Origin of the sequence: Streptomyces sp. WM6372 (genome assembly GCF_001279655.1) — a bacterium.
Classification (GTDB): Bacteria; Actinomycetota; Actinomycetes; order Streptomycetales; family Streptomycetaceae; genus Streptomyces.
In genome coordinates, this window is record NZ_LGDB01000002.1 from 75,708 (window position 1) to 94,337 (window position 18,630).

Here is an 18,630-nt window from a genome sequence, read left to right on the forward strand (position 1 = left end):
CATGCTGATCCCTCGTAGGGTCAAGCACCGCAAGCAGCACCACCCGAAGCGCCGCGGTATGGCCAAGGGCGGTACTGAGGTCTCGTTCGGCGAGTACGGCATCCAGGCGCTCACCCCCGCCTACGTGACGAACCGCCAGATCGAGGCGGCTCGTATCGCGATGACCCGCCACATCAAGCGTGGCGGCAAGGTCTGGATCAACATCTACCCGGACCGTCCGCTGACGAAGAAGCCGGCCGAGACCCGCATGGGTTCCGGTAAGGGTTCTCCCGAGTGGTGGATCGCGAACGTGCACCCGGGCCGGGTCATGTTCGAGCTGTCCTACCCGAACGAGAAGATTGCTCGTGAGGCGCTCACCCGCGCTGCTCACAAGCTTCCGATGAAGTGCCGGATTGTTCGGCGCGAGGCAGGTGAGTCGTGATGGCGACGGGAACCAAGGCGTCCGAGCTGCGTGAGCTCGGCAACGAGGAGCTCGTTGGCAAGCTGCGCGAGGCCAAGGAGGAGCTGTTCAAGCTCCGCTTCCAGGCGGCCACGGGTCAGCTGGAGAACAACGGCCGGCTCAAGTCCGTCCGTAAGGACATCGCTCGCATCTACACCCTGATGCACGAGCGTGAGCTCGGTATCGAGACGGTGGAGAGCGCCTGATGAGCGAGAAGAACGTGACTGAGACGAACGAGCGCGGCTTCCGCAAGACCCGTGAGGGTCTCGTCGTCAGCGACAAGATGGACAAGACCGTCGTCGTCGCCGTCGAGGACCGCGTCAAGCACGCGCTGTACGGCAAGGTCATCCGCCGTACGAACAAGCTCAAGGCTCACGACGAGCAGAACGCTGCCGGCGTCGGCGACCGCGTCCTCATCATGGAGACGCGTCCGCTGTCGGCGAGCAAGCGCTGGCGCATCGTCGAGATCCTCGAGAAGGCCAAGTAATCACCTGAGGGGTTTCCCTCAGGTCAGTTCCGCCAGGCTCGGTGGGGGCCTCGCTCCTCGGAGTGAAGCCCCCGCCGGGAACCGGCAGACAAACAGGAGATAGACGTGATCCAGCAGGAGTCGCGACTGCGTGTCGCCGACAACACTGGTGCCAAGGAGATCCTTTGCATCCGTGTTCTCGGTGGCTCCGGTCGCCGCTACGCGGGCATCGGTGACGTCATCGTCGCCACCGTCAAGGACGCGATCCCCGGTGGCAACGTGAAGAAGGGTGACGTCGTCAAGGCGGTCATCGTTCGCACCGTCAAGGAGCGCCGCCGCCAGGACGGCTCGTACATCCGCTTCGACGAGAACGCCGCTGTCATTCTCAAGAACGACGGCGACCCTCGTGGCACCCGTATCTTCGGCCCCGTGGGCCGTGAGCTGCGCGAGAAGAAGTTCATGAAGATCATCTCGCTCGCGCCGGAGGTGCTGTAAGCATGAAGATCAAGAAGGGCGACCTGGTCCAGGTCATCACCGGTAAGGACAAGGGCAAGCAGGGCAAGGTCATCGCGGCCATGCCCAGCGAGAACCGCGTCCTCGTCGAGGGTGTCAACCGGGTCAAGAAGCACACCAAGGCCGGTCAGACCGCTGGTGGTTCGCAGACCGGTGGCATCGTGATCACCGAGGCGCCGATCCACGTCAGCAACGTTCAGCTGGTTGTGGAGAAGGACGGCCAGAAGGTCGTTACCCGCGTCGGTTTCCGCTTCGACGACGAGGGCAACAAGATCCGCGTTGCCAAGCGGACGGGTGAGGACATCTGATGGCTACCACTCCGCGTCTCAAGACGAAGTACCGCGAGGACATCGCGGGCAAGCTGCGTGAGGAGTTCTCGTACGAGAACGTCATGCAGATCCCCGGTCTCGTGAAGATCGTGGTCAACATGGGTGTGGGCGACGCCGCCCGCGACTCCAAGCTGATCGACGGCGCCATCCGCGACCTGACGACGATCACCGGTCAGAAGCCGGCCGTCACGAAGGCCCGCAAGTCCATCGCGCAGTTCAAGCTGCGTGAGGGTCAGCCGATCGGCTGCCACGTCACCCTCCGTGGTGACCGCATGTGGGAGTTCCTGGACCGTACGCTGTCGCTCGCGCTGCCGCGTATCCGTGACTTCCGTGGTCTGTCGCCGAAGCAGTTCGACGGCCGTGGCAACTACACCTTCGGTCTCACGGAGCAGGTCATGTTCCACGAGATCGACCAGGACAAGATCGACCGTACCCGGGGTATGGACATCACCGTGGTCACCACGGCGACCAACGACGCTGAGGGCCGCGCGCTCCTTCGTCACCTCGGCTTCCCCTTCAAGGAGGCGTAAGCGAGATGGCGAAGAAGGCTCTCATCGCGAAGGCTGCCCGCAAGCCCAAGTTCGGTGTGCGTGCGTACACCCGCTGCCAGCGCTGCGGTCGTCCCCACTCCGTGTACCGCAAGTTCGGCCTGTGCCGCGTCTGCCTTCGTGAGATGGCTCACCGTGGCGAGCTGCCGGGCGTGACCAAGAGCTCCTGGTAATTCCCTCCAGTCCGCAAGGACTTGGGAAGTTCCAGAGACTCTCGGTAAGCATCTGGTCGGTGGGTGCCCTGCTCCGCATGCCGTAGGCTTGTGGGGTTGGGCGTCCGCCGTCCATAACGACTTACTACGCCGTAGGTCCCCGCACCGCACCCGTCCCGCCACTGAGTGGGGAGAGGGATGGCGCATACAGGAAACCCCGGCGAGAGAGGCCGAAGGCCACTTCATGACCATGACTGACCCGATCGCAGACATGCTGACCCGTCTGCGTAACGCTAACTCGGCGTACCACGACACCGTCGTGATGCCGCACAGCAAGATCAAGTCGCACATCGCGGAGATCCTCAAGCAGGAGGGTTTCATCACCGGCTGGAAGGTCGAGGACGCCGAGGTCGGCAAGAACCTCGTCCTCGAGCTGAAGTTCGGGCCGAACCGTGAGCGCTCCATCGCGGGCATCAAGCGGATCTCGAAGCCCGGTCTGCGCGTGTACGCAAAGTCCACCAACCTGCCGAAGGTGCTCGGCGGCCTGGGCGTGGCGATCATCTCCACGTCCCACGGTCTCCTCACCGGCCAGCAGGCAGGCAAGAAGGGCGTAGGTGGGGAAGTCCTCGCCTACGTCTGGTAGTCGGGAACGGAGGAAAAGCAATGTCGCGAATCGGCAAGCTCCCCATCCAGGTTCCCGCCGGTGTGGACGTCACCATCGATGGCCGCACGGTCGCGGTGAAGGGCCCCAAGGGTCTCCTCTCGCACACCGTCGCCGCGCCGATCGAGATCGTCAAGGGTGAGGACGGCGTTCTGAACGTCACCCGCCCCAACGACGAGCGTCAGAACAAGGCCCTGCACGGCCTGTCCCGCACGCTGGTGGCGAACATGATCACCGGTGTGACCACGGGATACGTCAAGGCTCTCGAGATCAGCGGTGTCGGTTACCGCGTCGCCGCGAAGGGCTCCGCTCTGGAGTTCCAGCTTGGTTACAGCCACCCGATCCTGATCGAGGCGCCCGAGGGCATCTCCTTCAAGGTCGAGTCGCCCACCAAGTTCTCGGTCGAGGGCATCGACAAGCAGAAGGTCGGCGAGGTCGCCGCCAACATCCGCAAGCTGCGGAAGCCCGACCCGTACAAGGCCAAGGGTGTCAAGTACGCCGGCGAGGTCATCCGCCGCAAGGTCGGAAAGGCTGGTAAGTAGCCATGGCATACGGTGTGAAGATCGCCAAGGGCGACGCGTACAAGCGCGCTGCCAAGGCTCGCCGCCACATCCGCATCCGCAAGAACGTCTCGGGTACGGCGGAGCGTCCGCGCCTCGTCGTGACGCGTTCCAACCGCAACATCGTTGCTCAGGTCATCGACGACCTCCAGGGTCACACCCTGGCGTCCGCGTCGACCCTGGACGCTTCGATCCGCGGTGGCGAAGGCGACAAGAGCTCGCAGGCCCAGGCTGTCGGCGCGCTCGTCGCCGAGCGTGCCAAGGCCGCGGGTGTCGAGACCGTCGTGTTCGACCGCGGTGGCAACCGATACGCCGGGCGCATTGCCGCTCTGGCTGACGCCGCCCGCGAAGCCGGGCTGAAGTTCTAAGCCCCGGTTCCGGGACTCACGGACGTAACAGAGAGAGGTAATCCAATGGCTGGACCCCAGCGCCGCGGAAGCGGTGCCGGTGGCGGCGAGCGGCGGGACCGGAAGGGTCGCGACGGTGGCCCTGCCGCCGAGAAGACCGCTTACGTTGAGCGCGTTGTCGCGATCAACCGCGTCGCCAAGGTTGTCAAGGGTGGTCGCCGCTTCAGCTTCACCGCGCTGGTCGTGGTGGGCGACGGTGACGGCACTGTAGGTGTCGGTTACGGCAAGGCCAAGGAAGTTCCCGCGGCCATCGCCAAGGGTGTCGAGGAAGCCAAGAAGAACTTCTTCAAGGTTCCGCGCATCCAGGGCACCATCCCGCACCCGATCCAGGGCGAGAAGGCGGCCGGCGTTGTCCTGCTGAAGCCTGCTTCCCCCGGTACCGGTGTGATCGCCGGTGGCCCGGTGCGCGCCGTTCTGGAGTGCGCCGGCGTTCACGACATCCTGTCGAAGTCGCTCGGCTCCGACAACGCGATCAACATCGTGCACGCGACCGTGGAGGCCCTCAAGGGCCTGCAGCGTCCCGAGGAGATCGCGGCTCGCCGTGGTCTGCCCCTCGAGGACGTCGCCCCCGCGGCCCTGCTTCGTGCGCGTGCTGGGGCGGGTGTCTAATGGCCCGCCTCAAGATCACGCAGACGAAGTCGTACATCGGCAGCAAGCAGAACCACCGCGACACGCTGCGTTCGCTCGGGCTCAAGCGCCTGAACGACGTGGTCGTCAAGGAGGACCGCCCCGAGTTCCGCGGAATGGTTCACACCGTCCGCCACCTCGTGACGGTTGAGGAGGTTGACTAATCATGGCTGAGAACAGCCCGCTGAAGGCCCACAACCTCCGTCCCGCCCCCGGCGCCAAGACCGCGAAGACCCGTGTCGGTCGTGGTGAGGCGTCGAAGGGTAAGACGGCCGGTCGTGGTACGAAGGGCCAGAAGGCCCGTTACCAGATCCCGCAGCGCTTCGAGGGTGGGCAGATGCCCCTCCACATGCGTCTGCCGAAGCTCAAGGGCTTCAAGAACCCGTTCCGCACCGAGTTCCAGGTTGTCAACCTGGACAAGCTCGGCGCTCTCTACCCCGAGGGTGGAGAGGTCACGGTGGCCGACCTGGTCGCCAAGGGCGCGGTGCGCAAGAACAGCCTCGTCAAGGTCCTGGGCCAGGGCGAGATCTCCGTGGCGCTGACGGTTTCGGTTGACGCCGTTTCCGCCTCCGCCAAGGAGAAGATTGCCGCTGCCGGCGGCACCGTCACCGAGCTCGTCTAAGACGAACCAGGTGACAGATAGCTAGAAACCCGACCGGGGATGCCTCACATATGGGGCATCCCCGGTTGGTCGTTCCACGGGGGGCGCAGTCGCCGGTAAGGTGGCCTGCACCTTTGCTTGTACGTATTCGTCGATCCCTCAGACCGTCACCTCTGACGCAGTAGCGCGGGGGTCGCAGGAGGCACCGTGCTCACCGCGTTCGCCCGGGCGTTCAAGACGCCCGACCTGCGCAAGAAGCTGCTCTTCACGCTCGGCATCATCGTGCTGTTCCGGCTCGGGTCCCACATCCCGGTACCCGGCGTGAGCTACAAGAACGTTCAGATCTGTGTGGACCAGGCCGGGAGCAGCAACAGCCTCTTCGGTCTCGTCAACATGTTCAGCGGCGGTGCGCTGCTGCAGATCACGATCTTCGCGCTCGGCATCATGCCGTACATCACGGCGAGCATCATCCTGCAGCTGCTGACCGTGGTCATCCCGAAACTGGAGAACCTCAAAAAAGAGGGTCAGTCCGGCACCGCGAAGATCACTCAGTACACGCGCTATCTGACGGTCGCACTCGCGATCCTGCAGGGCACCGGCCTCGTCGCCACCGCCCGCACTGGTGCCCTGTTCCAGGGTTGCCAGGTCGCCAGCCAGATCGTCCCGAACCGGTCGATCTTCACCACCATCGTCATGGTCATCACCATGACCGCGGGCACCTGTGTCGTCATGTGGCTCGGTGAGCTCGTGACGGACCGCGGCATCGGCAACGGCATGTCGATCCTGATGTTCATCTCGATCGCCGCCGGCTTCATCGGTGCCCTGTGGCAGATCAAGCTCCAGGGCAAGATCGCCGACGGCTGGGTCGAGTTCGGCGTGGTCATCCTCGTCGGCCTGGCCATGGTCGCGCTCGTCGTCTTCGTCGAGCAGGCGCAGCGTCGGATTCCGGTCCAGTACGCGAAGCGCATGATCGGCCGCCGCGCGTACGGGGGCACCTCGACGTACATCCCGCTCAAGGTGAACCAGGCCGGTGTCATCCCGGTCATCTTCGCCTCGTCGCTGCTGTACATCCCGGCGCTGATCGTGCAGTTCAGCGGCTCGACCGCCGGCTGGGCCACCTGGATCCAGAAGCACTTCGTCAAGGGCGACCACCCGTACTACATCGCGGCCTACTTCCTCCTGATCGTCTTCTTCGCGTTCTTCTACGTGGCGATTTCTTTCAACCCCGAGGAAGTTGCAGACAACATGAAGAAGTATGGTGGGTTCATCCCGGGTATCCGTGCCGGTCGACCCACCGCCGAGTACCTGAGCTACGTGCTCAACCGGATCACCTGGCCGGGGTCGCTGTACCTGGGTCTCATCGCTCTTGTGCCGACGATGGCGTTGGCCGGCTTCGGAGCGAACCAGAACTTCCCGTTCGGCGGGACGAGCATCCTCATCATCGTGGGTGTGGGTCTGGAAACCGTGAAGCAGATCGAGAGCCAGCTCCAGCAGCGCAATTACGAAGGGTTCCTCCGCTGATGCGAATCGTCCTCGTCGGACCGCCCGGTGCGGGCAAGGGAACGCAGGCCGCGTTCCTTGCGAAGAACCTGTCGATCCCGCACATCTCCACGGGCGACCTCTTCCGCGCCAACATCAGCCAGAACACCGAGCTGGGCCAGCGCGCGAAGGCGTTCATGGACGCCGGTGACCTCGTCCCCGACGAGATCACCATCGGCATGGCCAAGGACCGGATGGAGCAGCCGGACGCCGTGAACGGCTTCCTGCTGGACGGCTTCCCGCGCAACGTCTCCCAGGCGGAGGCGCTGGACGAGATGCTGCAGGCCGCCAGCATGAAGCTGGATGCCGTCCTCGACCTGGAGGTCGAGGAGGACGAGGTCGTCAAGCGCATCGCCGGCCGCCGGATCTGCCGCAACGACTCCGCGCACGTCTTCCACGTCGTGTACGCGGCGCCGAAGACCGAGGGTGTCTGCGACACCTGCGGCGGCGAGCTGTACCAGCGTGACGACGACTCCGAGGCCACGGTGCGCAACCGGCTGGAGGTCTACCACACGCAGACCGAGCCGATCATCGACTACTACAAGGCCCAGGGCCTGCTGGTGACGATCCCCGCCCTCGGCGAGGTCGCGGACGTCACGCAGCGTGCGATGGACGCGCTCAAGAAGTAGCAACCTTGTGGTGAGCAGAACGGCCGCGGTGTCCCCAGGACCCCGCGGCCGTACTGTTGAGACGACCGGCACACCGGCATGAACGCAGACCGAAGTCCGAAGGTGGAAGGCACTACCCATGGTCCAGATCAAGACCCCCGAGCAGATCGCGAAGATGCGCGAGGCAGGGCTGGTCGTCGCCGCGATCCACGCGGCGACCCGTGAGGCGGCCGTACCGGGCGCCACGACGCGGGATCTGGACATGGTGGCCCGCAAGGTCATCGCGGATGCCGGGGCCAAGTCGAACTTCCTCGGCTACGGCGGCTTCCCCGCGACGATCTGCACGTCCGTGAACGAGGTCGTGGTCCACGGCATCCCGGACGACAAGACGGTCCTCAAGGACGGCGACGTCATCTCGATCGACGCCGGCGCGATCGTCGACGGCTGGCACGGCGACGCCGCGTACACGGCCTTCGTGGGCACGGGTCACGCTCCGGAGCTGATCGAGCTCTCGCGGGTGACCGAGGAGTCGATGTGGGCCGGCATCGCGGCCATGAAGCTCGGCAACCGCCTCGTGGACATCTCCAAGGCGATCGAGGGCTACATCCGCCGCCAGCCGCGGCCCGCGACCGGCAAGTACGGGATCATCGAGGACTACGGCGGCCACGGCATCGGGTCCGAGATGCACATGGACCCGCACCTGCTGAACTACGTCTCGCGCAAGCGGGGCAAGGGCATCAAGCTGGTCCCGGGCGTCTGCCTGGCGATCGAGCCGATGGTCTCCCTGGGCACCCCCCAGACGGAGGTCCTGGCGGACGACTGGACGGTCATCACCACGGACGGCACCTGGTCCTCGCACTGGGAGCACTCCATCGCCCTGACCGAGGCCGGGCCCATCGTCCTGACCAGCCCGGACTGCGGCAAGGCGAAGCTGGCGGAGTACGGCGTCACCACCGCGCCGGACCCGCTCGGTTAATGATCTACGCTGTGGGGCAAACTTTCCGGATTCGTCTTTCTGGGTGCCCTGACGTAGACTGACTCGTCGGCTCCTTTGCACCCGCATGTCCGCATGCGAAGCAGGGAGCTGATCAAGGTAGCCGATTCGAAGGGCGAAGCGTGGCCAAGAAGCAAGGTGCCATCGAAATCGAGGGCACCGTGATCGAGTCCCTCCCGAACGCGATGTTCAAGGTGGAACTGCAGAACGGTCACAAGGTCCTCGCGCACATCAGCGGCAAGATGCGTATGCACTACATCCGCATCCTCCCGGATGACCGGGTCGTTGTGGAGCTGTCTCCGTACGACCTCACGCGTGGCCGGATCGTCTACCGATACAAGTAGATCTTGTCCTCACTCCTGCCCGGACGTCTCGTCCCGGTGCGGGTGGTGGCACTGACCCGGAGAACCTCACCAACATGAAGGTCAAGCCGAGCGTCAAGAAGATCTGCGACAAGTGCAAGGTGATCCGCCGTCACGGTCGGGTCATGGTCATCTGCGACAACCTGCGCCACAAGCAGCGCCAGGGCTGACGCACGCCGACCGACCTGCACTACGCAGTTCTTCGCGCGACGTAAGAAAACGTACATACGCAGAACCCGCCCAGCCCTGAGAAGGGCCGGCGGCACCTCCGGCGGGGGCCGGGGACCCGGACGTACCACCATCCATCAGGGTGGTCGGCGGTCGGGAGTGGTTCTGCGGAAGACCCCCGAACACACAGGAGCCATTTGTGGCACGCGTTTCCGGTGTTGACATCCCGCGCGAAAAGCGCGTGGAGATCGCACTCACCTACGTCTTCGGTATCGGGCGCACCCGGTCCAAGGAGATCCTCGCCTCCACCGGCGTGAACCCGAACACCCGCGTTCGTGACCTGGCCGAAGAGGACCTCGTCAAGATCCGCGAGTACGTGGACGCCAACCTCCGTACCGAGGGTGACCTCCGCCGCGAGATCCAGGGCGACATTCGCCGCAAGATCGAGATCCAGTGCTACCAGGGCATCCGCCACCGTCGCGGCCTCCCGGTGCACGGTCAGCGCACCAGCACGAACGCGCGTACCCGCAAGGGCCCGCGTCGCGCGATCGCCGGTAAGAAGAAGCCGGGCAAGAAGTAGTCCTGTTCAGCGGTCTTGCGCTGTAGGACCGACCACCTCCCGTAGGAGATTTAGATGCCCCCCAAGGGTCGTCAGGGCGCTGCCAAGAAGGTGCGCCGCAAGGAAAAGAAGAACGTCGCTCACGGGCACGCCCACATCAAGAGCACGTTCAACAACACGATCGTCTCGATCACGGACCCCTCGGGCAACGTGATCTCCTGGGCCTCCGCCGGCCACGTCGGCTTCAAGGGCTCGCGCAAGTCCACCCCCTTCGCCGCGCAGATGGCCGCCGAGTCGGCCGCCCGCCGCGCGCAGGAGCACGGCATGCGCAAGGTTGACGTCTTCGTCAAGGGTCCGGGCTCCGGCCGCGAGACCGCGATCCGCTCCCTCCAGGCCACCGGCCTCGAGGTCGGCTCGATCCAGGACGTCACCCCCACCCCGCACAACGGCTGCCGCCCGCCGAAGCGCCGCCGCGTCTGACGCAGCGGACGCACTTGTGCGTCTTTGAGTGTCCGGGCGGTACGAACCCCTTCGGGGGGACGTGCCGCCCGTACCCTTGCAGTACCTGGCTTTACCCGTCGGGCGTCAAATAGTGGGCGTCCACGACTGAAGGAACACACATGCTTATCGCTCAGCGTCCTTCGCTGACCGAAGAGGTCGTCGACGAGTACCGCTCGCGGTTCGTGATCGAGCCGCTCGAGCCGGGCTTCGGCTACACCCTCGGCAACTCGCTGCGCCGCACGCTCCTGTCCTCGATCCCGGGTGCCGCTGTCACCAGCATCCGCGTGGACGGCGTCCTGCACGAGTTCACCACCGTGCCCGGTGTCAAGGAAGACGTCACCGACATCATCCTCAACATCAAGCAGCTGGTCGTCTCCTCGGAGCACGACGAGCCGGTCGTGATGTACCTGCGCAAGCAGGGTCCCGGCCTGGTCACCGCTGCCGACATCGCGCCCCCGGCCGGTGTCGAGGTGCACAACCCGGACCTCGTCCTCGCCACGCTCAACGGCAAGGGCAAGCTGGAGATGGAGCTGACCGTCGAGCGCGGTCGCGGCTACGTCTCCGCCGTCCAGAACAAGCAGCTGGGCCAGGAGATCGGCCGCATCCCGGTCGACTCCATCTACAGCCCGGTCCTCAAGGTCACCTACAAGGTCGAGGCGACCCGAGTCGAGCAGCGCACCGACTTCGACAAGCTCATCGTCGACGTCGAGACCAAGCAGGCCATGCGCCCGCGCGACGCCATGGCGTCCGCCGGCAAGACCCTGGTCGAGCTGTTCGGTCTGGCGCGCGAGCTCAACATCGACGCCGAGGGCATCGACATGGGCCCGTCCCCGACGGACGCCGCCCTGGCCGCCGACCTGGCGCTGCCGATCGAGGAGCTCGAGCTCACCGTTCGGTCGTACAACTGCCTCAAGCGCGAGGGCATCCACTCCGTGGGTGAGCTCGTCGCCCGCTCCGAGGCCGACCTGCTCGACATCCGCAACTTCGGTGCGAAGTCGATCGACGAGGTCAAGGCGAAGCTGGCCGGCATGGGCCTGGCCCTCAAGGACAGCCCGCCCGGATTCGACCCGACCGCCGCCGCCGACGCCTTCGGCGCCGACGACGACGCGGACGCCGGTTTCGTGGAGACCGAGCAGTACTGAGCACCACCCGTAGAACTTTCCCGCGGCAGCCGCCGCGGGGGAACTGACACCGGTACCTGACACGGCCGGTGCAGATATGAAGGAGTAACACCATGCCGCGTCCCGCAAAGGGTGCCCGTCTGGGCGGCAGCGCCGCGCACGAGAAGCACCTTCTCGCGAACCTCGCGAAGGCGCTCTTCGAGCACGGCCGCATCACCACCACCGAGGCCAAGGCCCGCCGCCTGCGTCCCTACGCCGAGCGTCTGGTCACCAAGGCCAAGAAGGGCGACATCCACAACCGTCGCCTGGTGCTGCAGACGATCACGGACAAGAGCATCGTGCACACGCTGTTCACCGAGATCGCCCCGCGCTACGAGAACCGCCCCGGTGGTTACACGCGCATCACCAAGATCGGCAACCGTCGTGGCGACAACGCCCCGATGGCCGTGATCGAGCTGGTCGAGGCCCTTACGGTCGCCCAGCAGGCCACCGGTGAGGCCGAGGCCGCCACCAAGCGCGCGGTCAAGGAGGCGGAGGCTGTCGAGACCCCCGCCGAGGAGACCAAGGAGGCCTGATCCCGCTTCGGGATCGAGCTTGCTTGATCGGCTCTGAACGGGCCCGCCCCTTCCCGGGGCGGGCCCGTTCTGCGTTTTCTGACGTTCTTGAGCTTCTGAGAGGATCGGTCACGTGAGTGACGAGGTGGAGCCCGGGCACGTCCGGGTACGGCTGGACCTGTCGTACGACGGGAAGGACTTCTCCGGCTGGGCGAAGCAGCGCGTGCTGCGGACCGTCCAGGGCGAGCTGGAGTCGGCCCTGCAGACCGTGATGCGGCTGCCGGACCCGGTCGAGCTGACGGTGGCCGGGCGGACCGACGCGGGCGTGCACGCGCGCGGGCAGGTCGCCCAGTTCGACGTGCGCGACGAGGTGTGGGCCGAGCACCACGACAAGCTGCTGCGCCGCCTCGCGGGCCGGCTGCCGCACGACGTACGGGTGTGGAAGGCCGCCGAGGCCCCCGAGGGCTTCAACGCCCGGTTCTCCGCCATCTGGCGCCGCTACGCCTACCGCGTCGGCGACCACCAGGGCGGCGTGGACCCGCTGCGCCGCGGGCACGTGCTGTGGCACCAGTGGCCGCTGGACGTGGACGCCATGAACGAGGCCGCCGCCGCGCTGCTCGGCGAGCACGACTTCGCCGCGTACTGCAAGAAGCGCGAGGGCGCCACGACCATCCGCACCCTCCAGCAGCTCAGCTGGGAGCGCGCCGAGGACGGGATCGTCACCGCGACCGTCCGCGCCGACGCCTTCTGCCACAACATGGTCCGCTCGCTGGTCGGCGCCCTGCTGCACGTCGGGGACGGGCACCGGCCGACCGACTGGCCGGGGAAGGTCCTGCGGGCCGCCGTACGGGACTCCTCGGTGCACGTCGTGAAGCCGCACGGGCTCACCCTGGAGGAGGTCGGCTACCCGGCGGACGAGCTGCTGGCCGCCCGCAGCAAGGAGGCGCGCAACATGCGCACCCTCCCGGGCGCCGGCTGCTGCTGACCCGCCGGCGGCCGCCGCCGAATCCGTTTGGGCGGATCGGCGCCGGGCCTGGACAATGCCCCGCATGGGACATCTCGAAGCCAGCCACCTGGAGTACTACCTTCCCGACGGGCGGGTCCTGCTCCCCGACGTCTCCTTCCGCGTGGGGGAGGGGTCGGTCGTCGCCCTCGTCGGGGCGAACGGCGCCGGCAAGTCCACCCTGCTGAAGCTGATCTCCGGCGACCTCCAGCCGCACGGCGGCGGGACCACCGTCAGCGGCGGCCTCGGCGTGATGTCGCAGTTCGTGGGCTCCGTACGGGACGAGACGACCGTACGGGACCTGCTGGTCTCGGTGGCCCAGCCGCGGATCCGGGAGGCCGCGAAGGCCGTCGACCGCGCCGAGCACCTGATCATGACGGTGGACGACGAGTCCGCGCAGATGGCGTACGCGCAGGCGCTCAGCGACTGGGCCGACGTACAGGGCTACGAGGCGGAGACCCTGTGGGACGTCTGCACGATGGCCGCGCTGGCCATCCCGTACGACGCCGCGCAGTTCCGCGAGGTGCGCACGCTGTCGGGCGGTGAGCAGAAGCGGCTCGTGCTGGAGGCGCTGCTGCGCGGACCGGACGAGGTGCTGCTGCTCGACGAGCCGGACAACTACCTGGACGTCCCGGGCAAGCGGTGGCTGGAGGAGCAGCTGAAGGCCACCCGCAAGACGGTGCTCTTCGTGTCCCACGACCGGGAGCTGCTGTCCCGGGCTGCCGAGAAGATCATCAGCCTGGAGCCGAGCCCCACGGGCACGGACGTGTGGGTGCACGGCGCGGGCTTCGACACGTACCACGACGCCCGCAAGGAGCGCTTCGCGCGCTTCGAGGAGCTCAAGCGGCGCTGGGACGAGGAGCACGCCCGGCTGAGGGCGCTGGTCCTGCGGCTGCGCAACCAGGCGGCGAGCAGCCCCGACATGGCCTCGCGCTACCGGGCGATGCAGACGCGGTTCCAGAAGTTCGAGGAGGCCGGCCCGCCGCCGGAGCCGCCGCGCGAGCAGGACATCAAGATGCGCCTGAAGGGCGGCCGGACCGGCGTGCGCGCGCTGACCGTCGAGAATCTTGAGCTCACCGGGCTGATGAAGCCGTTCTCGCTGGAGGTCTTCTACGGAGAGCGGGTCGCGGTGCTCGGCTCGAACGGCTCCGGGAAGTCGCACTTCCTGCGGCTGCTGGCGGGCGAGGACGTCAAGCACACGGGCGGCTTCAAGCTGGGCGCCCGGGTGGTCCCCGGTCACTTCGCGCAGACGCACGCCCACCCCGAGCTCTTCGGCCGCACGCTCGTCGACATCCTGTGGACGGAGGCCGCGAAGCCGCTCGGCCCCGCCATGGCCGTCCTGCGCCGCTACGAGCTGGAGCGCCAGGGGGAGCAGCCGTTCGAGCGGCTGTCGGGCGGCCAGCAGGCGCGTTTCCAGATCCTGCTGCTGGAGCTGGCGGGTACCACGGCGCTGCTGCTGGACGAGCCGACCGACAACCTGGACCTGGAGTCCGCGGAGGCGCTCCAGGACGGTCTGGAGTCGTACGAGGGCACTGTGCTGTGCGTCACGCACGACCGGTGGTTCGCGCGGACATTTGACCGTTTCCTGGTCTTCGGTTCCGACGGTGTTGTGCGAGAGACTCAGGAACCCGTTTGGGACGAGCGGCGCGTGGAGCGCCGCCGCTGACACGGGTGTTCGGCCCCGCTCGGCGGACGGAGTCCGGCGCAGCCGTCCGAAGCCCCTGAGGCCCCCTGGGGCCGAGGGGTGCGAGGGCGGCGGTGGGAACGGGTCTCGGGAACCCGTTGGGGACGAACGTAGGGTCGAGCGGAAGCGCTGGGGGGAGACTGCCCCCGGGCGGGTCGATCGGGAGGCGTTGTGCGGCTGCGGCCTGACGGCTGGCTCAGGGGATGGGACACCGTAAGGGATCCGGCGTTCGGGCACCGGCTGGTGCTCTGGCTGCTCCGGCCGGCGTCCGGGCCCCTGCGGGCCGTGGCCCTGGCCGTGGTGCTCGGCATCGCGGTCTCCACGAGCCTGCGGGAGAACTGGGGCTCGGACAACGCCTTCGTGGTCAAGGCCGCGCGGACGCTGCTGGACGGCGGCTCCCCGTACGAGGACAAGCGGTTCCTGTACCTGCCGAGCGCCGTGCTGATGGCGGTACCGGAGGCACTGCTGCCGCAGACGGTGCTGCGCTGGCTGCTCCCGGTGGGGATGTCGGGGCTGCTGGGCGCGGGCTGGCTGGCCTCGCTGCGGCTGTTCTCGGTGCCGCTGCGCTCGCGGCTGGCGGTCGGCGGCTTCGCGGTGCTGGCCCTGGCCTACAAGCCGTACGTGAACCTCGTGCTGATCGGCAACTGGACGGCCATATCGGCGGCCGCGCTGCCGGTGGCGCTGCTGCTCGCGCACCGCAGGCAGTGGGCGGCGGCGGGCCTGGTGGTGGGGCTGGCGATCGCCTGCAAACCGATGCTGGTGCCGATCGGGCTGCTGTTCCTGCTGGCCCGGCAGTGGCGGGGGCTGGCCGCGGCCGTGCTGGTGCCGCTGGGGGCCTCGCTGGTGGGGGCGCTGCTGATGCCGAGCCCGTCGCTGTTCTTCACCAAGACCCTGCCGTTCCTCTTCCAGGGGCAGGACGCCTACGCCCTGCCCTGGGACGCCTCGCCGATCGCGGTGCTGCCGCGGCTGGGGGTGCCGCAGCCGGTGGCGGTGGCGGTGGCCTTCGCGGGGGCCGCGGCCGGGCTGTGGGGCGCCTGGCGGCGCTGGCGGCGGCCGGACTCCGCCGAGGGCGAGGCGGGCGACCAGGGGCAATTGCGGCTGGTGGAGACGGCCTGCATGGTGATGCTCGCCGCATTCCTGGTCTCCCGTCCCTCCTTCGACCACTACCTCCTGGTGGTGCTGCCGCTGCTGCTGGCCTCGGGGGTGCGGCCCGGTTCGATGCCCCGCTCGCCCTGGTTCTGGCTGGCCCTGGCGCCCCAGGTGGCCCTGATCCCGTGGCCCTCGGAGCTGGCCCACAAGCGGCGCGCCTTCAAGGACTGCGCCACCCTGTGCGGGCTGGCGATTCTGCTGGCGCGTCGTGCGTTGCTCTCCGGTCGGGTTACTCTGGGACCCGTAACAACTGCGGGGTCCCCACCCAGGACCGAACCGGAGTGCGCCGCGACGCCAGCAGAATCGGCATCGCGGACCGCGTTTTGACCCGTACGGGTCTGCTTGGGTATCCTGCTGGTTTGTTATGCGTATTGGCTTGCTCATTCTCACGTGAAAGGGCCTTACGCCGGTCCACCGGACCGATGACCAGCGGTTCACACGGGTTGCGTCCCTGATGTGAACGAGGGCTGTCGTGATCGTCCGTGGTGACCCTGTCAGGACCTTCCCGTGGGGCTTGCGCCCGTGGGATACCACCACTGAAGAAGCGAAGGCATACGCGTGCGTACGTTCAGCCCCAAGCCCGGCGACATCTCGCGCCAGTGGCTCGTCATCGACGCCCAGGACGTTGTCCTCGGCCGTCTGGCGACCCAGGCCGCTGCCCTCCTGCGTGGCAAGCACAAGCCGACCTATGCGCCTCACATGGACATGGGCGACTTCGTCGTCATCATCAACGCCGACAAGGTGCACCTGTCCGGCAACAAGGCGTCCCAGAAGATGGCGTACCGCCACTCCGGTTTCCCGGGCGGTCTGCGTTCGGTGCGCTACGACGACCTCCTGGCGAACAACCCGGAGAAGGCCGTCGAGAAGGCCGTCAAGGGCATGCTCCCCAAGAACACCCTGGGCCGTCAGATGCTCTCGAAGCTGAAGGTCTACTCGGGCGACCAGCACCCCCACGCTGCCCAGCAGCCGGTGCCGTTCGAGATCACCCAGGTCGCGCAGTAGTTCCGGCCACCCCCTAAGACGTAGAAAATTCTGAGGAGCATCGTGGCCGAGACCACCGCCGAGACCCCCGTCGAAGAGTTCGAGGGCGTCGAGGAGTACACCACCGAGTCTGAGGTCGTCGTCGAGGGCGACTACACCTCCGAGTCCCTTGCCGGCCGCTTCGGCGACCCGCAGCCGGCCGCCGGCCTGGGCCGTCGCAAGAACGCCATCGCCCGCGTCCGGATCGTTCCGGGCACCGGCAAGTGGAAGATCAACGGTCGCACCCTTGAGGACTACTTCCCCAACAAGGTGCACCAGCAGGAAGTCAACGAGCCGTTCAAGCTCCTCGAGCTCGACGGTCGCTACGACATCATCGCCCGCATCGCGGGTGGCGGCGTCTCCGGTCAGGCCGGCGCCCTGCGCCTCGGTGTGGCCCGCGCCCTGAACGAGGCGGACGTCGACAACAACCGCCCGGCGCTGAAGAAGGCCGGCTTCCTTTCCCGCGACGACCGTGCGGTCGAGCGCAAGAAGGCCGGTCTCAAGAAGGCCCGTAAGGCTCCGCAGTACAGCAAGCGTTAATCTGCGCCTGCTGTTCAGCAACAAACCGCCCCGGCAGCACTCTCTGTGCTGCCGGGGCGGTTCGTTTACCGCCACAAGCGGCAAATACATGTCACAAGCGGTCACAAACGAAGCGTGAACTCGGGAGGACAACAGTGGGACAACTCTTCGGGACGGACGGTGTACGCGGCGTCGCCAACGCGGATCTGACGGCTGAGCTCGCGCTCGGCCTCTCCGTGGCAGCTGCCCACGTACTCGCCGAGGCGGGCACCTTCGCGGGCCACCGGGCGACCGCGGTCGTCGGCCGCGACCCCCGCGCCTCCGGCGAATTCCTGGAGGCCGCGGTCGTCGCGGGCCTCGCGAGCGCGGGCGTGGACGTCCTGCGCGTCGGTGTGCTGCCCACCCCGGCGGTGGCGTATCTCACCGGTGCGCTGGGTGCCGACCTCGGCGTGATGCTCTCCGCCAGCCACAACGCGATGCCCGACAACGGCATCAAGTTCTTCGCCCGCGGCGGCCACAAGCTCGCCGACGAGCTGGAGGACCGCATCGAGGCCGTCTACGAGGAGCACCGCACCGGCGCCCCGTGGGACCGGCCCACCGGAGCCGGCGTCGGCCGCGTCTCCGACTACACCGAGGGCTTCGACAAGTACGTCGCCCACCTCATCGGGGTCCTCCCCAACCGCCTCGACGGCCTGAAGATCGTCCTGGACGAGGCGCACGGCGCCGCCGCGTTCGTCTCGCCCGAGGCCTTCACCCGGGCCGGCGCGGAGATCGTCACCATCGGCGCCGAGCCCGACGGCCTCAACATCAACGACGGCTGCGGCTCCACCCACCTGGAGCTCCTCAAGCAGGCCGTGGTCGAGCACGCCGCCGACTTCGGCATCGCGCACGACGGCGACGCGGACCGCTGCCTCGCTGTCGACGGCACCGGCGCCGAGATCGACGGCGACCAGATCCTCGCGGTGCTGGCCCTGGCCATGCGCGAGGCCGGGCAGCTGCGCGGCAACACCGTCGTCGGCACCGTGATGTCCAACCTCGGCTTCAAGCTGGCCATGGAGGGCGAGGGCATCGAGGTCGTGCAGACCGGCGTCGGCGACCGGTACGTGCTGGAGTCGATGAAGGCGAACGGCTACGCGCTCGGCGGCGAGCAGTCCGGCCACGTGATCATCCTCGACCACGCCACGACCGGCGACGGCACGCTCACCGGCCTGCTGCTCGCGGCCCGCGTCGCGGCCACGGGCCGCTCGCTCGCCGAGCTCGCGGGTGTCATGCGGCGGCTGCCGCAGGTGCTGATCAACGTCCCCGACGTGGACAAGTCCCGGGTCGCGACCTCCGGGGAGCTGGCCGCGGCCGTCGCCGACGCCGAGCGCGAGCTGGGCACCACCGGGCGGGTGCTGCTCCGTCCGTCGGGTACCGAGCCGCTCGTACGGGTGATGGTCGAGGCCGCCGACATCGAGCAGGCCCGCGCGGTCGCCGGGCGGCTCGCGGACGCCGTGAAGTCGGCGCTCGGCTAGACGGCCCGGACCGGTCCGAGGTCCCTTTCCGC

Annotated in this window: 28 protein-coding genes; all 28 read left to right on the top strand. The window is 67.5% G+C overall.

The genetic code is table 11. The features are described from left to right. Position 1 precedes the first annotated feature (1 nt). Entirely contained in the window at positions 2-421 is a 420-nt protein-coding gene (gene rplP / locus ADK52_RS01585) for a 50S ribosomal protein L16 (protein ID WP_030026326.1), read from the top strand. Next, positions 421-645 carry a 50S ribosomal protein L29 gene (gene rpmC / locus ADK52_RS01590; protein ID WP_008739703.1) on the top strand — a complete coding sequence of 75 codons (225 nt, stop codon included), beginning with the start codon at positions 421-423 and terminating at the stop codon, positions 643-645. Before rplP ends, rpmC begins: the two co-directional genes overlap by 1 nt. After that, on the top strand, positions 645-926 hold the full coding sequence (gene rpsQ / locus ADK52_RS01595; protein ID WP_030026328.1) for a 30S ribosomal protein S17: 282 nt from the start codon (positions 645-647) through the stop codon (positions 924-926). Before rpmC ends, rpsQ begins: the two co-directional genes overlap by 1 nt. Before the next feature lie 105 nt (positions 927-1,031). Next, positions 1,032-1,400, top strand: coding sequence for a 50S ribosomal protein L14 (gene rplN, locus ADK52_RS01600; RefSeq protein WP_003956455.1), 369 nt, complete (start codon positions 1,032-1,034; stop codon positions 1,398-1,400). Between the two features lie 2 nt (positions 1,401-1,402). Then, positions 1,403-1,726 (top strand): 50S ribosomal protein L24, encoded by a 324-nt coding sequence (gene rplX, locus ADK52_RS01605; protein WP_053687972.1) that lies wholly within the window; start codon positions 1,403-1,405, stop codon positions 1,724-1,726. Continuing rightward, positions 1,726-2,277: a 50S ribosomal protein L5 gene (gene rplE, locus ADK52_RS01610; RefSeq protein WP_030154702.1), complete on the top strand. Its 552-nt coding sequence runs from the start codon at positions 1,726-1,728 to the stop codon at positions 2,275-2,277. Before rplX ends, rplE begins: the two co-directional genes overlap by 1 nt. 5 nt (positions 2,278-2,282) lie before the next feature. Continuing rightward, positions 2,283-2,468, top strand: coding sequence for a type Z 30S ribosomal protein S14 (locus tag ADK52_RS01615; protein WP_003956452.1), 186 nt, complete (start codon positions 2,283-2,285; stop codon positions 2,466-2,468). 223 nt (positions 2,469-2,691) lie between these two features. After that, the gene (gene rpsH / locus ADK52_RS01620) at positions 2,692-3,090 is read left to right on the top strand and encodes a 30S ribosomal protein S8 (protein WP_007265911.1); all 399 of its coding nucleotides are present in this window, start codon (positions 2,692-2,694) and stop codon (positions 3,088-3,090) included. A gap of 20 nt (positions 3,091-3,110) precedes the next feature. Continuing rightward, positions 3,111-3,650: a 50S ribosomal protein L6 gene (gene rplF, locus ADK52_RS01625; protein ID WP_030154703.1), complete on the top strand. Its 540-nt coding sequence runs from the start codon at positions 3,111-3,113 to the stop codon at positions 3,648-3,650. A 2-nt stretch (positions 3,651-3,652) separates the two neighbouring features. Continuing rightward, positions 3,653-4,036 (top strand): 50S ribosomal protein L18, encoded by a 384-nt coding sequence (gene rplR / locus ADK52_RS01630; protein ID WP_030008471.1) that lies wholly within the window; start codon positions 3,653-3,655, stop codon positions 4,034-4,036. A gap of 45 nt (positions 4,037-4,081) precedes the next feature. Continuing rightward, on the top strand, positions 4,082-4,684 hold the full coding sequence (rpsE, locus tag ADK52_RS01635; RefSeq protein WP_048476518.1) for a 30S ribosomal protein S5: 603 nt from the start codon (positions 4,082-4,084) through the stop codon (positions 4,682-4,684). Further along, positions 4,684-4,866, top strand: coding sequence for a 50S ribosomal protein L30 (rpmD, locus tag ADK52_RS01640; protein ID WP_005313525.1), 183 nt, complete (start codon positions 4,684-4,686; stop codon positions 4,864-4,866). Before rpsE ends, rpmD begins: the two co-directional genes overlap by 1 nt. A 2-nt stretch (positions 4,867-4,868) precedes the next feature. Beyond that, complete coding sequence (gene rplO, locus ADK52_RS01645) at positions 4,869-5,324, top strand: 50S ribosomal protein L15 (RefSeq protein WP_030154704.1); 456 nt, start codon at positions 4,869-4,871, stop codon at positions 5,322-5,324. 186 nt (positions 5,325-5,510) lie between these two features. After that, on the top strand, positions 5,511-6,824 hold the full coding sequence (gene secY, locus ADK52_RS01650) for a preprotein translocase subunit SecY (RefSeq protein ID WP_030154705.1): 1,314 nt from the start codon (positions 5,511-5,513) through the stop codon (positions 6,822-6,824). Beyond that, positions 6,824-7,471: an adenylate kinase gene (locus ADK52_RS01655; RefSeq protein ID WP_053687973.1), complete on the top strand. Its 648-nt coding sequence runs from the start codon at positions 6,824-6,826 to the stop codon at positions 7,469-7,471. The genes secY and ADK52_RS01655 overlap by 1 nt, the downstream gene beginning before the upstream one ends. Before the next feature lie 118 nt (positions 7,472-7,589). Beyond that, positions 7,590-8,426, top strand: a complete 837-nt coding sequence (gene map / locus ADK52_RS01660) for a type I methionyl aminopeptidase (protein WP_030154708.1) — start codon at positions 7,590-7,592, stop codon at positions 8,424-8,426. A 140-nt stretch (positions 8,427-8,566) separates the two neighbouring features. Further along, positions 8,567-8,788, top strand: a complete 222-nt coding sequence (infA, locus tag ADK52_RS01665) for a translation initiation factor IF-1 (RefSeq protein ID WP_003956442.1) — start codon at positions 8,567-8,569, stop codon at positions 8,786-8,788. A gap of 74 nt (positions 8,789-8,862) precedes the next feature. Beyond that, a complete protein-coding gene (gene rpmJ, locus ADK52_RS01670) occupies positions 8,863-8,976 on the top strand; it encodes a 50S ribosomal protein L36 (RefSeq protein WP_003956441.1) in 114 nt (37 codons plus the stop codon). A gap of 197 nt (positions 8,977-9,173) precedes the next feature. Further along, complete coding sequence (gene rpsM / locus ADK52_RS01675; protein WP_007265919.1) at positions 9,174-9,554, top strand: 30S ribosomal protein S13; 381 nt, start codon at positions 9,174-9,176, stop codon at positions 9,552-9,554. A 54-nt stretch (positions 9,555-9,608) separates the two neighbouring features. Continuing rightward, positions 9,609-10,013 carry a 30S ribosomal protein S11 gene (gene rpsK / locus ADK52_RS01680; RefSeq protein WP_003956432.1) on the top strand — a complete coding sequence of 135 codons (405 nt, stop codon included), beginning with the start codon at positions 9,609-9,611 and terminating at the stop codon, positions 10,011-10,013. 140 nt (positions 10,014-10,153) lie between these two features. Continuing rightward, on the top strand, positions 10,154-11,176 hold the full coding sequence (locus tag ADK52_RS01685; protein ID WP_007265920.1) for a DNA-directed RNA polymerase subunit alpha: 1,023 nt from the start codon (positions 10,154-10,156) through the stop codon (positions 11,174-11,176). Positions 11,177-11,268: 92 nt separating this feature from the next. Beyond that, the gene (rplQ, locus tag ADK52_RS01690) at positions 11,269-11,730 is read left to right on the top strand and encodes a 50S ribosomal protein L17 (protein ID WP_030154710.1); all 462 of its coding nucleotides are present in this window, start codon (positions 11,269-11,271) and stop codon (positions 11,728-11,730) included. Between the two features lie 112 nt (positions 11,731-11,842). Beyond that, a complete protein-coding gene (gene truA, locus ADK52_RS01695) occupies positions 11,843-12,694 on the top strand; it encodes a tRNA pseudouridine(38-40) synthase TruA (protein ID WP_030154712.1) in 852 nt (283 codons plus the stop codon). A gap of 64 nt (positions 12,695-12,758) precedes the next feature. Beyond that, a complete protein-coding gene (locus tag ADK52_RS01700) occupies positions 12,759-14,378 on the top strand; it encodes an ATP-binding cassette domain-containing protein (protein WP_053687974.1) in 1,620 nt (539 codons plus the stop codon). 189 nt (positions 14,379-14,567) lie between these two features. After that, entirely contained in the window at positions 14,568-15,872 is a 1,305-nt protein-coding gene (locus tag ADK52_RS01705; RefSeq protein ID WP_053687975.1) for a glycosyltransferase family 87 protein, read from the top strand. 231 nt (positions 15,873-16,103) lie between these two features. Further along, positions 16,104-16,547, top strand: a complete 444-nt coding sequence (rplM, locus tag ADK52_RS01710) for a 50S ribosomal protein L13 (protein WP_030154717.1) — start codon at positions 16,104-16,106, stop codon at positions 16,545-16,547. 42 nt (positions 16,548-16,589) lie between these two features. Further along, the gene (gene rpsI / locus ADK52_RS01715) at positions 16,590-17,105 is read left to right on the top strand and encodes a 30S ribosomal protein S9 (RefSeq protein WP_030154718.1); all 516 of its coding nucleotides are present in this window, start codon (positions 16,590-16,592) and stop codon (positions 17,103-17,105) included. Between the two features lie 134 nt (positions 17,106-17,239). Beyond that, complete coding sequence (gene glmM, locus ADK52_RS01720) at positions 17,240-18,598, top strand: phosphoglucosamine mutase (RefSeq protein WP_053687976.1); 1,359 nt, start codon at positions 17,240-17,242, stop codon at positions 18,596-18,598. The last annotated feature ends 32 nt before the right edge of the window (positions 18,599-18,630 follow it).